Here is a 12,458-nt window from a genome sequence, read left to right as displayed (position 1 = left end):
CAGGTCAGGGACGCTTTCCCCTGAGATACGACACGATGGCCCAGAGCGTGACCACCGCATATCCGGTTCCCGCCACCACCATCAGCAGCCAGAACCGCGTGACCAGCAGACCGATGGCGATCGCCATGCCGATCAGCACGAAAACCGTCTTGTCGCGCGGGATACGCATGGCCTTGGCCGAGATGGTGGGGATGCGGCTGGTCATCAAGAGGCCGACCAGCGCTAGATAGATGCCATAGGCCAGCGGCGCCGCCGAGAAATCGGCGATGTCCTGAAACGACATGAACAGCGGCAGCAGCGCCAGCATCGCCCCGCCCGGCGCCGGCACGCCGACGAAATGCGGCTTGGTGCCCGGCGGGGGAGGGGTGTCGCGATTGGTGTTGAACCGCGCCAGCCGCAGACAGGCGCAGATCGTGTAGACCAGCACGAAGACCCAGTTGGTCGTGTAGGTGCCCGCCAGCGCGTATTGGTAGACCATCAGCGACGGCACCACGCCGAAGTTCAGGAAATCCGCGAGCGAGTCGAGCTCGGCCCCGAAGGTGCTCTGCGCGTTCAGCCGCCGCGCGATCAGCCCGTCCAGCCCGTCGATGGCGGCGGCGAAGATGATCAGCATCGCGGCATAATCCAGCCGCCCCACCATGACGAAGCGGATCGCCGTCAGCCCCGCGCAGAGCCCGGTGATCGTCACCAGGTTCGGCAGCAGGAGCAGGATCGGCATGCTTCTCTCGCGATCGCGCGGCATGGCTCAGCGCACCATGCCGAGCCGGCGCGGCTCGGTCGAGGCCAGATCGGCCAGCACGGTCTCGCCCGCGATCGTCCCCTGTCCGAGGCAGACCAGCGGGTTCACCCCCTCCGGCAGATAGACATCGACGCGCGAGCCGAAGCGGATCATCCCGAAACGCTGCCCGGTCTGCATCGCCGCGCCCTCGGTGGTCTCGCAGAGGATACGCCGCGCCACCAGCCCGGCAATCTGCACCACCGCCACGTCGCGCCCGTCCTCCATGCGGATCACCAGCGCATTGCGCTCGTTGTCCACGCTCGCCTTGTCCAGCGAGGCGTTGAGAAACTTGCCCGGCCGATAGGCGATGCGGGTGATCGTCCCCGGCACCGGCGCGCGGTTCACATGGCAGTTGAACACGTTCATGAACACCGAGACCCGCATCCGCGGCTCCGGCCCCAGCCCCAGCTCCTCCGGCGGCACAGCCTGCTCGATCAGCGAGACGACGCCATCCGCCGGGCTGATCATCAGCCCCTCGCGCAGCGGCGTCACCCGGTCGGGATCGCGGAAGAAGTAGTAGCACCAGACCGTCAGCCCGACGCCGATCCAGCCGAGCGGCTCCCAGATCAGGAAGAGCACGAGCGTGACCGCGGCGAAGATCGCCACGAACTTGTAGCCCTCGCGGTGCATCGGCTTCACGAAGGTGGAGAGCATGTCTACGGCCATCGAAATCCTCTTAGCCTGCGGGTCGCAGGGCGTGGGTCGGTTATGCAGATAACACCCCACATGACAATCGGTTTCAACCCGGGGGGCGGATTGTGGCCGGGGCGGGGTGACGCAGCGGATGCGGGAAGGGGCCCACGGCTACGATCCGTGCAACGGGCGGTCGCTGCGCGGACGAAGCGGAGGGTCTGCGAGGGCGCGCCCGCCCATGGGGTTGTCGCTGAACAAGCTGCCGGGGGCCCGCGCCAGCCGAGGTCTCCCGTCCTCGGGGACTCACCCCCAATGAAAAACCCCCGACACTCGCGCGCGGGGGCCCTTCGCATGACGGTCGGGCCGGGGCCTTTCCATCACAGTGTCGCGTGACGTCTCAGAGACCGCCTTCGCGTTGCGCCTTCTTGCGCGCGAGCTTGCGCGCACGGCGGACGGCTTCGGCTTGCTCACGGGCGCGCTTGACGGAGGGTTTCTCGAAATGCTGCTTGAGCTTCATTTCGCGGAACACGCCTTCGCGCTGGAGCTTTTTCTTCAGGGCCCGAAGGGCCTGTTCGACGTTGTTATCGCGGACGCTGACCTGCATGTGGTTGTCACCACCTTCCTAAGTTAGAGTTGCACGAATGTGCAGGCTGGGCGCCTATATCAGAGCAAGGGGTGGCTTGTCCACCTCGCGAACCGCAAAGGAGACGGCAATGGAAGCGGAAGACGGACTGGAAACGGCGAAAAACGCCATTCTCGACGCAGCGCTGCTGCATGTGCCCTTCGACGGCTGGTCCGAGGCCACCCTGCGCGCCGCCGTGCGCGATTCGGGCGTGGCCCCCGGTCTGGCCAAGGCGCTGTTCCCGCGCGGCGGCGTCGATCTGGCGCTGGCCTATCACGCCCGCGGCGACGCGGCCATGCAGGAGAAGGCGGCGAATGCCAATCTCGGCATGATGCGCTACTCCGAACGGGTCGCGGCGCTGATCCGCTTCCGGCTCGAGGCGGTGGAGGACAAGGAACTGGTGCGGCGCGGCTCGACGCTGTTCTCGCTGCCCCAGCATGCCGCCGACGGCGCCGCCGCGATCTGGGGCACTGCCGACAGGATCTGGACCGCCCTCGGCGACAGTTCGCGCGACGTGAACTGGTACACCAAGCGCGCCACTCTCTCGGCGGTCTACGGCTCCACCGTGCTCTACTGGCTGGGCGACGACAGCCCCGGCCATTTCGCGACATGGGAGTTCCTCGACCGCCGCATCGAGAACGTGATGCGCTTCGAGAAGCTGAAGGCCGATGCCGTCAAGAATCCGCTGGTCAAGGCGCTGGTCGCCGGCCCGATGAAGCTGATCGACCGGATCAAGGCCCCGAACCTGCCCGCCGACCTGCCCGGCCAGAGCCGTCGCTGATCCCCCTCTCCCTACCGAAAGTCCCCGAATGACCCTGCCCGAAGACATGCGCGCCATGGCCATCCCCGAGCCCGGCGGACCGGAGGCGTTGCGCCCCGCCACCCTGCCGCTGCCGGTGCCGCTGCATGGCCAGATCCTGATCAAGCTGGCCTATGCCGGGGTGAACCGCCCCGATGCGCTGCAGCGGGCCGGGGCCTATGCCCCGCCGCCCGGCGCCTCGCCGCTGCCCGGTCTCGAAGGCTCCGGCCATGTCGCTGCCATCGGCCCCGGCGTCAGCCGCTGGTCGGTGGGCGACGCGGTCTGTGCGCTGCTGCCCGGCGGCGGCTATGCGGAATACGTCGTCACCAACGCCGCCCACGCCCTGCCGATCCCCGAGGGCCTCGGCCTGCGCGAGGCCGCCTGCCTGCCCGAGACCTGCTTCACCGTCTGGTCCAACATGGCGATGCGCGGCGGGCTGAAGGCGGGCGAGCGCTTCCTCGTCCACGGCGGCTCCTCCGGCATCGGCACCACGGCGATCCAGATCGCCAAGGCACTCGGCGCCCGCGTCTTCACCACCGCGGGCTCGGCCGGGAAATGCGAGGCCTGCCTCGGCCTCGGCGCCGACCGCGCCATCAACTACCGCGAGGAGGATTTCGTCGAGATCCTCAAGGCCGAGGGCGGGGCCGACCTGATCCTCGACATGGTCGGCGGCAGCTACCTGCCGCGCAACGTGAAGGCGTTGGCGATGGAAGGCCGCCTCGTGCAGATCGCCTTCCTCACCGGACCGAAGGTGGAGCTGAACTTCGCCGAGGTGATGATGCGCCGCCTCACCATCACCGGCTCCACCCTGCGCCCGCAGAGCGATCTCGCCAAGGCCCGCTACGCCGCCGAGCTCGAGACCCACGTCTGGCCGATGATCGCCCGCGGCGCGCTGCGCCCGCTGATCGACAGCGAATATCCGCTGGAAGACGCGGCAAAAGCGCACGCCCGGATGGAGAGCTCGGACCATATCGGCAAGATCGTCCTCAAGCTCTGATCCGGCATTTTCTGTCCTCAAATATCCCCGCCGGAGGCTCCGACGCCGGCGGGGAGCACAGCATCGGCCCTACCGCACCCCGTCCATCACCGCATCCGTCAGCCGGCAGTCGCGCACCGCGTCCGCGCCGCAGTCGCGGAAGTCGAGGTCGGGCGTCAGGCAGATCCGCGCTTCCTGGATCCGCCCCGCCTCGCAGGTCACGGTGATCGCGTCGCGCCGCAGCCCCGGGTTGGCCTCGCGGAAGGCGTCCTCCACCACGCTGGCGGGCAGCGCCAGATCCTGCCGCAGCCGGTCGAACACCTCCGGCACCGCCACCCGCTCCGCCGCCTCCCGCATCAGCGCGAAATAATCGGCGGCGGGCAGGCCCGAGCAGCGCCCGTGCTTCTTCCACTGATGCCACGCCAGCCCCGGCGCCATCACGTCGGCCATGGCCTCGGTCTGCCGCCGCGGCGGGTCGCGCTCCATCGTCGCACAGTAGGAGGGCCAGCCCCGCTCGTATTGCGGCCAGAGCCCGTGCAGCACGAAGCCCTGACCCCAGGTGCATTCCTCCGCCCCCCGCGCAGCCCCCTCCAGCGCGCACCAGGTCGGCTGCCAGCTCAGCGACAGCACGTAGTAATCGAAGTCCCCGGCCTGCTCGCCCTCGGCAAGTGCCGCCCCGCAGAGCCCCAGCCACGCAATCACCCAACGCATTTTCGCTTTTCCTTGACCGGATTCGAGATTATACAGCCCGCTGACTTCCCTGAAAACGAGAAGACGCGGCGACCGCCGCAGCCGTTTTCCCGGCACGGGAGAGATTTGCAAAGGATCGTCCGATGAACAAGCCACTGATGTCCAAGGCAACCGCCGTCTGGCTGGTCGACAACACGACGCTCACCTTCAAACAGGTCGCCGAATTCTGCGGCATGCACGAGCTGGAAGTGCAGGGCATCGCCGACGGCGACGTGGCCACGGGCGTGAAGGGCTTCGACCCGGTCGCCAACAACCAGCTCGATCCGATCGAGATCGAGAAGGGCCAGAAGGACCCGCTCTACCGGCTCAAGCTGAAGTTCAACGCCGCCGCCGTGGGCGAGGAAAAGCGCCGCGGTCCGCGCTACACCCCGCTCTCCAAGCGGCAGGACCGTCCGGCCGCGATCCTCTGGCTGGTGAAGTTCCACCCCGAGCTGAGCGATGGCGCCATCGGCAAGCTGGTGGGCACCACCAAGCCGACGATCCAGTCGATCCGCGAGCGCACCCACTGGAACATCGGCTCCATCACCCCGATCGACCCGGTGGCGCTCGGCCTCTGCAAGCAGTCCGAACTCGACTCCGCGGTGCAGGCCGCCGCCCGCAAGAAGGCCGCCGAAGGCTCGGTGATGACCGATGACGAGCGGCGCAAGCTGGTCTCGACCGAACAGTCGCTCGGCATGTCCGAAGAGCCCCGCATCCCCTCCAGCCTCGCCGGTCTGGAACAGTTCCGCCGCACCGAGGAAGAGGCCAAGCCCGCCGACTTCTCCGACGCGGACAGCTTCTTCAACCTGCCGCATGGCGATGACGAGGAAGACGAGGACGAGGACGACAAGCGCTGAGCGCCGCTGTCATCGTCACTCCGACGACAGAGCCCCGGACCCCCGGGGCTTTTTCTTTGCCCCTTCCCGCCAGTAGCGTGTGCATCCCTTGCACACCCACTGCCCCACCGGCGGCACCGCATCATTCACTTTGGCGTCACCCCCGCGTACCCCATTCCGCCGGCGCCCGGGCTTCTCCCGCTCCACCACCGCCGTGCTTCGATCGTAGGGTGGGGTTTCACCCCACCCCCCCCACGCCACCCGGGGGCCTCCATACACCGCTCCCAATCTGCACAGCCCGTGCATCATCCGTGCATCGCCTGTGCATTCCCGATAAAACCGCAAGACATCTACATCTGGCCCGCCGCTCAGAACCGCTTCCGCGCTCTGAGCGCCGCGCCGATCGTCCCGTCGTCGAGGTAATCCAGCTCGCCCCCGATCGGCACGCCCTGCGCAAGCGAGGTCAGCGACACGCCCGAGGCGGTCAGCACATCGGCGATGTAATGCGCGGTGGTCTGGCCGTCCACCGTGGCGTTGAGCGCGAGGATAACCTCGGATATGCCCTCATCCGCCACGCGATCCACAAGTTGTGGTATGCGCAGCTCCTCCGGCCCCACCGCGTCCAGCGCGGAAAGCGTGCCGCCGAGCACATGGTAGCGGCCCTTGAAGGCGCCGCCGCGCTCCAGCGCCCAGAGGTCGGCCACATCCTCCACCACGCAGAGCTCGCCCGTCGCCCGCCGCTCGTCACGGCAGATCTCGCAGAGCTCGGAGTTGGTGATATTCCCGCATCTGGTGCAGTCACGCGCCGAGACCGCAACCTGTGCCATGACGGTGGCCAGAGGGGCCATCACGGCCCCCCGTTTCTTCAGCATCAAAAGCACCGCGCGCCGCGCCGAGCGGGGCCCGAGCCCCGGCAGACGCGCCATCAGATCGATGAGTTGCTCGATGTCGCCCGGCGCTTCGGCCATGTCAGAACGGCAGGTTCATGCCCGGCGGCAGGCCCATCCCGTCGGTCAGCTTGGCCATCTCGGCCTGGCCCCGCGCCGAGGCCTTCTGCTGCGCATCCTTGATCGCCGCAAGGATCAGATCCTCCACGACTTCCTTTTCGGAGGCGACGAAGATCGACGGGTCGATCTCCAGCCCGGTCAGCTCGCCCTTGGCCGTCGCCGTGGCCTTCACCAGCCCCGCGCCGGATTCGCCGGTCACGGTGATCTTCTCCAGATCCTCCTGCAGCTGCGCCATCTTCTCCTGCAGCCCCTGCGCGGCCTTCATCATCTTGGCCATGTCGCCAAGCCCGCCCAAACCTTTCAGCATACCGTCATCCTTTCAGCCATCCTCGAAGGGATCCCATTCATCCTCGACTTCCGCCAGCGCCTCCACCGCCGCCAGTTCCTGCGGCTTGCGGATCTCGGAGATCCGCGCACCCGGAAAGGCGGCCAGCACCGACATGACCAGCGGGTTTTCCAGCGCCTTCGCCTCTTCCGCAAGCCGCCCCTTGTCGCGCTCCTCGGCAAGCGTCGGCGCGCCGCCGGTGTTCACCACCGACACGCCCCAGCGCATCCCGGTCCAGCCCTGCAGCCGCTGCGACAGCCGTGCGGCAAGGTCGGGGGCGGCATCGGCGGTCGGCTCGAACTCGATCCGGCCCGGCGCGAAGCGGACGAGGCGCAGGCAGGTCTCGATCTCGTAGAGCAGCTTCATGTCGCGCTTGCCGCGGATCAGCTCGGCCACCTGATCGAAGCTCTGGCAGGTGATCGGCGCACCCTGCGCCACGGCCACGGCAGGGGCGGCCCCGCCTGAAGCATGGGTTGTGCGCGTCGGGCCCTGCATCCGCGTGGCGGGCGCGGGCGCGCCGCCGCCGGAGGGGCCGCCCGGCGCGATCACGGCGGGGGCGGGGGTCGACTGCAGCTTGCGGATCAGCGTCTCCGGGTCGGGCAGGTCGGCGACATGGGTCAGGCGGATCACCGCCATCTCGGCGGCCATCATGGCGTTTGGGGCCAGCGCCACCTCTTCCAGCGCCTTGAGCAGCATCTGCCACATCCGCGTCAGCACCCGCATCGGCAGCCGCCCGGCCATGTCGAGCCCGCGCGAGCGTTCGTCGGGCGGGGTGGTCGGGTCTTCGGCGGCCTCGGGCGTGATCTTGATGACAGAGATCCAATGGGTGATCTCGGCCAGATCGCGCAGCACCGCCATCGGGTCGGCACCGTCGGCATATTGGCCCGAAAGCTCGGTCAGCGCCTCGGCCGCCTCGCCTTTCATGATCATGTCGAAGAGGTCGAGCACCCGGCCGCGATCGGCCAGCCCCAGCATGGCGCGCACCTGCGCCGCCGAGGTCTCGCCCGCGCCATGGGCGATGGCCTGATCCATCAGGCTCATCGCGTCGCGCACCGAGCCTTCCGCCGCGCGGGTGATCAGCGCCAGCGCGTCGGGCGCGAGGCTCGCCTTCTCCATCCCGGCTACTTTGGAGAGATGCGCCATCATCACCTCGGGCTCGATCCGCTTCAGATCGAAGCGCTGGCAGCGCGACAGCACTGTGACCGGCACCTTGCGGATCTCGGTGGTGGCGAAGATGAACTTCACATGGGCGGGCGGTTCCTCAAGCGTCTTCAGCAGCGCGTTGAAGGCGCTGGTGGAGAGCATGTGGACCTCGTCGATGATGTAGATCTTGTAGCGCGCCGATGCCGCCCGGTAATGTACCGAGTCGATGATCTCGCGGATGTCGCCCACGCCGGTGCGGCTGGCGGCGTCCATCTCCATCACGTCGACATGGCGGCCTTCGGAGATCGCGCGGCAGGCGTCGCAGGCGCCGCAGGGCTCGGTCGTGGGGCCGCCCGTGCCATCGGGGCCCGTGCAGTTCAGCCCCTTGGCGATGATCCGGGCGGTGGTGGTCTTGCCCACCCCGCGCACCCCGGTCATCACGAAGGCATGTGCGATGCGGTCGGAGGCGAAGGCATTCTTCAGCGTCCGCACCATCGCGTCCTGACCTATCAGGTCGGCGAAGGTCTGCGGGCGGTATTTGCGGGCGAGAACCTGATAGCCTTGCTCGGGTGCGTCGGACATTGGGCCTCTGGCAATTCGGGATTCGAGCGGGAAGATTAGGCCGGGGGGGCGGCGGCGTCCACCCGAAGGCGGCGCGCGGGGGAGGCGGGGGCAAGAGTTTTCGCAAAACTCTTGCCAAAATCCTTGGCAAGGATTTTGGGCGGCGACCGGCGACGGGGGTGAAGAGGTGAGAGGCTGACAACGACCCAAGCGGGGCTCGTTACGGCTGCTTCCTTCCGGACCTGACCGGGTTGGCGAGGCGCTCGCCCGCGCCAACCTCTCACCGCCGATATAGGCCGGTCCGCCGGGCAATGCAAGGCTGGCTTACTCGGGCAGGAGCCCCACCGCGATCGCCCCTGACAGCAGGTCCGTCGCCACCAGATGCGCGAAGCGCCCCTCGGTCGCCGTCACGTCCGGCACCTGGATCACATGCATCCCGGCGGCATGGGCGGCCTCGGCCCCCACGTCGCTGTCCTCGAAGACGACGCAGCGCGCGGGATCGACCTGCAGCAGCCGGGCGGCCAGCAGATAGGGGTCGGGGAAGGGCTTGTGGGCGCTCACATCGTCATAGGTCACCACATGCTCGAAGCGCGGGGCGAGGCCGGAGAGGCCGAGCTTCACCCGTGCCGCCTCGCGGGCGCTCGAGGTGGCGATGGCGCGCGGCAGGGCGAGGCGCGACAGCAGCTCCTCCACCCCCGGCTTCAGCGGCAGGCCCTGTTCCATCCGCGCCCGCATGCCGTCGGTCCAGCGGCGGTCGAGCTCGGCCAGATCGAGATCGGGGAAGGCGGCGGCGATGATCTTCGCCCCGGTGCGGGTGTCCTTGCCGACCAGCCCGTGCATGAAGTCGGGCCCGATCGGCTGGCCGAGGCTTTCGAAGGCGGCGATCCCCGAGGCCATGGCGAGGCTCTCGGTGTCGATCAGCGTGCCGTCGAGGTCGAAGATCACTGCATCGAACATGTAAGTTTCCTTCCGTCTGCCGCTGACCTAGCCCATCGGCGCCGTCTTCGGAAGGGCGAAGCGGGGGAGGCGCCGCGTTTGCCTCTGCCGGGGCGGCGTGGCATGAGGGGAAAAGGGCGGCGAGAGGCGGGCGGAATGCGGATTGCGGAGACGGTGACCTTCGGCGGCTCGGGGCTGGAGCGGGCGGCAGAGCTGCGGGGCGATGCCGGGAAGATGGCCATGTTGCTGGCCGAGGGGCAGGTGCTGCCCGTCTGGCGCGGCAAGCCGCTGTTCCGCGACCGGGCGGCGCTGGGCTGGATCGGGGCCGAGAGCCCGGTGTTGGCCGGCGGAGCGGCGCCGGTGTTTCTCGGGCTCGACGAGGGGGTGGCGCGCTTTGCCGTGGACATCTCAGACTGGTCGCCAGAGGCGGGGGCCGAGGCGGTGCAGGCGGGTTTCTTCGATCCGTCCTTCCAGAGCCACCCGGGGCTCGGCGACGATTTCGCCTTCGGGGAGCTGCGCGGGGTGATGCTGCAGCTCACGCCGCGCGAGGCGGAGCTGGCGGCGACGGCCAAGGCGCTGGTGCAGTGGCACCGCAGCCACGCCTTCTGCTCGACCTGCGGCGCGCCCTCGGTGCCGGCGATGGCGGGCTGGCAGCGCGGCTGCACGGTCTGCACCGCGCATCACTTCCCGCGCACCGATCCGGTGGTGATCATGCTGGTCACCCACGGCAACCGCGCGCTGATCGGCCGCTCGCCGGGCTGGCCGGAGGGGATGTATTCCTGCCTCGCGGGCTTCGTCGAGCCGGGCGAGAGCATCGAGGCCGCCGTGCGGCGCGAGGTCTTCGAGGAGGCGGGGGTGCGCGTGGGCGAGGTGCGCTATCTCGCAAACCAGCCCTGGCCCTTCCCGGCGTCGCTGATGATCGGCTGCCACGGCATCGCGCGGAGCGACGCGATCACCCTCGATCCGGTGGAGCTGGAACATGCGCTCTGGATCACGCGGGAAGAAATGGTCACGGTGATGGCGGGGGCGCATCCGACGGTGAGGCCCGCACGCAAGGGGGCTATCGCACATTTCCTGATGTCCAACTGGCTTGCGGACCGGCTGGACTGAGACGAGCGGAGGAGACGGCATGAGGCTGAGCACGCGGGAAGATGTCGAGGCGCCGATCGGGTTCGTCTTCGAGGCGCTCTGCGATTTCGACACCTGGGAACGCACCGCCCTTCGGCGGGGCGCCGATGTGCAGCGGCTCGACGACAACGGCGTGCCCGCGCCGGGGATGGGCTGGCAGGTGCAGTTCACCTTCCGCGGCAAGGAGCGCAGCGGCCATCTGCGGCTGACCGAGATGGAGGTGCCGCAGCGGCTCAGCTTCGCCGGGACGGGCAGCTCCTTCGAGGGGGTGCTGGAGATCGACCTGCTGGAACTCGGCCCGCGCCGCACCCGGGTCACGGTGATCTCCGAGGCGCGGCCGCGCACGCTTTCGGCGCGGATCCTGCTGCAGTCGGTGAAGCTCGGCAAGGCCAAGCTCGCCAAGGGCTACGAGCAGCGCATCGCCCGCTTCGCCGCCGAGGTCGAGGACCGCTTCAAGCGCGGCCGCAAGGCCTGAGGCGTCAGCCGCGCCCGGTATGGGCCGGGTAGACGCCGAGGATCTCGTGCTGGCTGGTGAAATAGCGCAGCTCGTCCAGCGCCCGGGCGACGTTGTCATCCTCCGGGTGGCCCTCGATGTCGGCGTAGAATTCGGTCGCGATGAACGATCCGCCGACCATGTAGCTTTCCAGCTTGGTCATGTTGATGCCGTTGGTGGCAAAGCCGCCCATCGCCTTGTAGAGCGCCGCCGGGATGTTGCGGACGCGGAAGGTGAAGGTCGTCACCATCTTGCCCGGCCCGCGCCGGGTCCAGTCGGCCTCGCGCGCCATGACGAGGAAGCGAGTGGTGTTGTTCGACTGATCCTCGATCTGCCGCGCCACCACGTCGAGCCCGTAGATCTCGCCCGCCAGCTCCGAGGCCAGCGCCGCCATCTTCGGATCGCCGAACTCGGCCACCAGCTTGGCAGACCCCGCGGTATCGGCGCCGGTGACGGCACGCAGGTTGTGCGTCTTGAGGAAACTGCGGCACTGGCCCAGCAGCACCGTGTGGCTCATCGCGGATTCGATCTGCTCGAGCGGCGTGCCGGGCAGGGCGAGGAGGTTGATGTGGACGCGGACGAAGGCCTCGTCGATGATCCGCAGCCCGGAGCCGGGCAGCAGCGAGTGGATATCGGCCACGCGGCCATAGGTGGAATTCTCGACCGGCAGCATCGCCAGGTCCGCCTCGCCGCCGCGCACCAGCTCGATCGCATCCTCGAAGGTCCGGCAGGGAACGGCCTCCATCGACGGGCGCGCCTGCCGGCATGCCTCGTGAGAATAGGCCCCCAGCTCGCCCTGGAAGGCAATCCGTCCGGTTGTCGTGCCCTGCTCCACCTCAAAACCCCGTAACTTGCGCGTAGGTTTTCGCTACTACACCTTGAAAGGGAGGGGGGGAAGCAGGTAGATACCCCCGGATTGGAAGCCAGAGGTGGACGCGACATGTTCGACACGATGACTAGCACCAAGGTGGTTGGCGCGGGCTGCGGCGCGCTGCTGGTGTTTCTCCTGGGCGGGTGGGCCGGGGAGACCCTGTATTCTGTTGGTGGCGGGCATGGTGGCGAAGAACAGCAGGCCTATGTGATCGACACTGGCGCGGCCCCCGAGGCCGAGGCCGAAGCGGCGGTGCCCTTCGCCGACCTGCTGGCGGCGGCCGACCCGGCTGCGGGGCAGAAGGTCTTCGCCAAGTGCTCGGCCTGTCACAAGCTCGATGGCGGCGATGCCACCGGTCCGCACCTGAACGGCGTGGTCGATCGTCCGGTCGCCTCGGTTGCCGGTTTCGCCTATTCCGACGGGATGATGAGCCATGCCGACAAGGCCTGGAACGGCGAGGAGCTGAACGCCTTCCTGCAGAACCCCAAGGGCTACGTCCCCGGCACCAAGATGACCTTCGCCGGTCTGCCCAAGGATACCGACCGCGCCAATCTGGTCGCCTATCTCGCGACGGTCCAGTAAGCCACCGCCGCATTCCACTGCAGGGCCGCTCTTCGGGGC

15 protein-coding genes and 1 other RNA gene are annotated in these 12,458 nt (G+C 68.4%); 6 read left to right on the top strand and 10 right to left on the bottom strand.

The annotated features are described in order from the left end of the window. Positions 1 to 4 precede the first annotated feature (4 nt). The 3 genes from pssA to rpsU form a co-directional block, all read right to left on the bottom strand. Positions 5 to 718, bottom strand: coding sequence for a CDP-diacylglycerol--serine O-phosphatidyltransferase (gene pssA, locus AC3A5Z_RS19660; protein ID WP_487521000.1), 714 nt, complete (start codon positions 716 to 718; stop codon positions 5 to 7). Between the two features lie 27 nt (positions 719 to 745). Beyond that, on the bottom strand, positions 746 to 1,450 hold the full coding sequence (locus tag AC3A5Z_RS19655; protein ID WP_487521178.1) for a phosphatidylserine decarboxylase: 705 nt from the start codon (positions 1,448 to 1,450) through the stop codon (positions 746 to 748). A gap of 358 nt (positions 1,451 to 1,808) precedes the next feature. After that, complete coding sequence (rpsU, locus tag AC3A5Z_RS19650; protein WP_107325789.1) at positions 1,809 to 2,015, bottom strand: 30S ribosomal protein S21; 207 nt, start codon at positions 2,013 to 2,015, stop codon at positions 1,809 to 1,811. 109 nt (positions 2,016 to 2,124) lie between these two features. Here rpsU and AC3A5Z_RS19645 point away from each other — a divergent pair, with 109 nt between their 5' ends. Both AC3A5Z_RS19645 and AC3A5Z_RS19640 read left to right on the top strand, forming a co-directional pair. After that, the gene (locus AC3A5Z_RS19645) at positions 2,125 to 2,814 is read left to right on the top strand and encodes a COQ9 family protein (RefSeq protein ID WP_487520999.1); all 690 of its coding nucleotides are present in this window, start codon (positions 2,125 to 2,127) and stop codon (positions 2,812 to 2,814) included. 28 nt (positions 2,815 to 2,842) lie between these two features. Beyond that, positions 2,843 to 3,829 carry an NAD(P)H-quinone oxidoreductase gene (locus AC3A5Z_RS19640; RefSeq protein ID WP_487520998.1) on the top strand — a complete coding sequence of 329 codons (987 nt, stop codon included), beginning with the start codon at positions 2,843 to 2,845 and terminating at the stop codon, positions 3,827 to 3,829. A 69-nt stretch (positions 3,830 to 3,898) separates the two neighbouring features. Here the strand turns inward: AC3A5Z_RS19640 and AC3A5Z_RS19635 are convergent, their stop codons facing one another. After that, positions 3,899 to 4,519, bottom strand: coding sequence for a ribonuclease T2 family protein (locus tag AC3A5Z_RS19635; RefSeq protein ID WP_487520997.1), 621 nt, complete (start codon positions 4,517 to 4,519; stop codon positions 3,899 to 3,901). Between the two features lie 122 nt (positions 4,520 to 4,641). Here AC3A5Z_RS19635 and AC3A5Z_RS19630 point away from each other — a divergent pair, with 122 nt between their 5' ends. Beyond that, positions 4,642 to 5,394, top strand: a complete 753-nt coding sequence (locus AC3A5Z_RS19630) for a DUF1013 domain-containing protein (protein ID WP_487520996.1) — start codon at positions 4,642 to 4,644, stop codon at positions 5,392 to 5,394. 347 nt (positions 5,395 to 5,741) lie between these two features. On the opposite strand, the gene recR is transcribed toward AC3A5Z_RS19630, so the two are convergent. From recR to AC3A5Z_RS19605, 5 genes are all read right to left on the bottom strand, one after another. Further along, on the bottom strand, positions 5,742 to 6,341 hold the full coding sequence (gene recR, locus AC3A5Z_RS19625; RefSeq protein WP_487520995.1) for a recombination mediator RecR: 600 nt from the start codon (positions 6,339 to 6,341) through the stop codon (positions 5,742 to 5,744). 1 nt (position 6,342) lies between these two features. Further along, positions 6,343 to 6,687, bottom strand: a complete 345-nt coding sequence (locus tag AC3A5Z_RS19620) for a YbaB/EbfC family nucleoid-associated protein (RefSeq protein ID WP_487520994.1) — start codon at positions 6,685 to 6,687, stop codon at positions 6,343 to 6,345. Between the two features lie 12 nt (positions 6,688 to 6,699). After that, a complete protein-coding gene (locus AC3A5Z_RS19615; RefSeq protein WP_487520993.1) occupies positions 6,700 to 8,430 on the bottom strand; it encodes a DNA polymerase III subunit gamma/tau in 1,731 nt (576 codons plus the stop codon). A 164-nt stretch (positions 8,431 to 8,594) separates the two neighbouring features. Next, an RNA gene (gene ffs / locus AC3A5Z_RS19610) (signal recognition particle sRNA small type) lies at positions 8,595 to 8,692 on the bottom strand. 41 nt (positions 8,693 to 8,733) lie between these two features. Beyond that, positions 8,734 to 9,366, bottom strand: a complete 633-nt coding sequence (locus AC3A5Z_RS19605; protein ID WP_487520992.1) for an HAD family hydrolase — start codon at positions 9,364 to 9,366, stop codon at positions 8,734 to 8,736. Between the two features lie 135 nt (positions 9,367 to 9,501). Between AC3A5Z_RS19605 and nudC the strand changes: the two genes are divergently transcribed. Beyond that, positions 9,502 to 10,455, top strand: a complete 954-nt coding sequence (gene nudC / locus AC3A5Z_RS19600) for an NAD(+) diphosphatase (RefSeq protein WP_487520991.1) — start codon at positions 9,502 to 9,504, stop codon at positions 10,453 to 10,455. A 19-nt stretch (positions 10,456 to 10,474) separates the two neighbouring features. Beyond that, a complete protein-coding gene (locus AC3A5Z_RS19595) occupies positions 10,475 to 10,948 on the top strand; it encodes an SRPBCC family protein (protein ID WP_487520990.1) in 474 nt (157 codons plus the stop codon). Positions 10,949 to 10,952: 4 nt separating this feature from the next. On the opposite strand, the gene AC3A5Z_RS19590 is transcribed toward AC3A5Z_RS19595, so the two are convergent. Then, positions 10,953 to 11,756 (bottom strand): prephenate dehydratase, encoded by an 804-nt coding sequence (locus AC3A5Z_RS19590; RefSeq protein ID WP_487521177.1) that lies wholly within the window; start codon positions 11,754 to 11,756, stop codon positions 10,953 to 10,955. A 150-nt stretch (positions 11,757 to 11,906) separates the two neighbouring features. Here AC3A5Z_RS19590 and AC3A5Z_RS19585 point away from each other — a divergent pair, with 150 nt between their 5' ends. Next, positions 11,907 to 12,419 carry a c-type cytochrome gene (locus AC3A5Z_RS19585; RefSeq protein WP_487520989.1) on the top strand — a complete coding sequence of 171 codons (513 nt, stop codon included), beginning with the start codon at positions 11,907 to 11,909 and terminating at the stop codon, positions 12,417 to 12,419. The last annotated feature ends 39 nt before the right edge of the window (positions 12,420 to 12,458 follow it).

This window comes from Cereibacter sp. Soil_C_27 (assembly GCF_057657095.1).
The sequence above is the reverse complement of the archived record's forward strand: the minus strand, read 5'-3'. Positions and strand labels throughout refer to the sequence as shown.

Bases quoted from the DNA above. Each gene is read 5' to 3' on its own strand.
- pssA (WP_487521000.1), bottom strand. From the start codon at position 718: ATGCCGATCCTGCTCCTGCTGCCGAACCTGGTGACGATCACCGGGCTC.
- rpsU (WP_107325789.1), bottom strand. From the start codon at position 2,015: ATGCAGGTCAGCGTCCGCGATAACAACGTCGAACAGGCCCTTCGGGCC.
- AC3A5Z_RS19645 (WP_487520999.1), top strand. From the start codon at position 2,125: ATGGAAGCGGAAGACGGACTGGAAACGGCGAAAAACGCCATTCTCGAC.
- AC3A5Z_RS19640 (WP_487520998.1), top strand. From the start codon at position 2,843: ATGACCCTGCCCGAAGACATGCGCGCCATGGCCATCCCCGAGCCCGGC.
- AC3A5Z_RS19635 (WP_487520997.1), bottom strand. From the start codon at position 4,519: ATGCGTTGGGTGATTGCGTGGCTGGGGCTCTGCGGGGCGGCACTTGCC.
- AC3A5Z_RS19630 (WP_487520996.1), top strand. From the start codon at position 4,642: ATGAACAAGCCACTGATGTCCAAGGCAACCGCCGTCTGGCTGGTCGAC.
- recR (WP_487520995.1), bottom strand. From the start codon at position 6,341: ATGGCCGAAGCGCCGGGCGACATCGAGCAACTCATCGATCTGATGGCG.
- AC3A5Z_RS19620 (WP_487520994.1), bottom strand. From the start codon at position 6,687: ATGCTGAAAGGTTTGGGCGGGCTTGGCGACATGGCCAAGATGATGAAG.
- AC3A5Z_RS19615 (WP_487520993.1), bottom strand. From the start codon at position 8,430: ATGTCCGACGCACCCGAGCAAGGCTATCAGGTTCTCGCCCGCAAATAC.
- AC3A5Z_RS19605 (WP_487520992.1), bottom strand. From the start codon at position 9,366: ATGTTCGATGCAGTGATCTTCGACCTCGACGGCACGCTGATCGACACC.
- nudC (WP_487520991.1), top strand. From the start codon at position 9,502: ATGCGGATTGCGGAGACGGTGACCTTCGGCGGCTCGGGGCTGGAGCGG.
- AC3A5Z_RS19595 (WP_487520990.1), top strand. From the start codon at position 10,475: ATGAGGCTGAGCACGCGGGAAGATGTCGAGGCGCCGATCGGGTTCGTC.
- AC3A5Z_RS19585 (WP_487520989.1), top strand. From the start codon at position 11,907: ATGTTCGACACGATGACTAGCACCAAGGTGGTTGGCGCGGGCTGCGGC.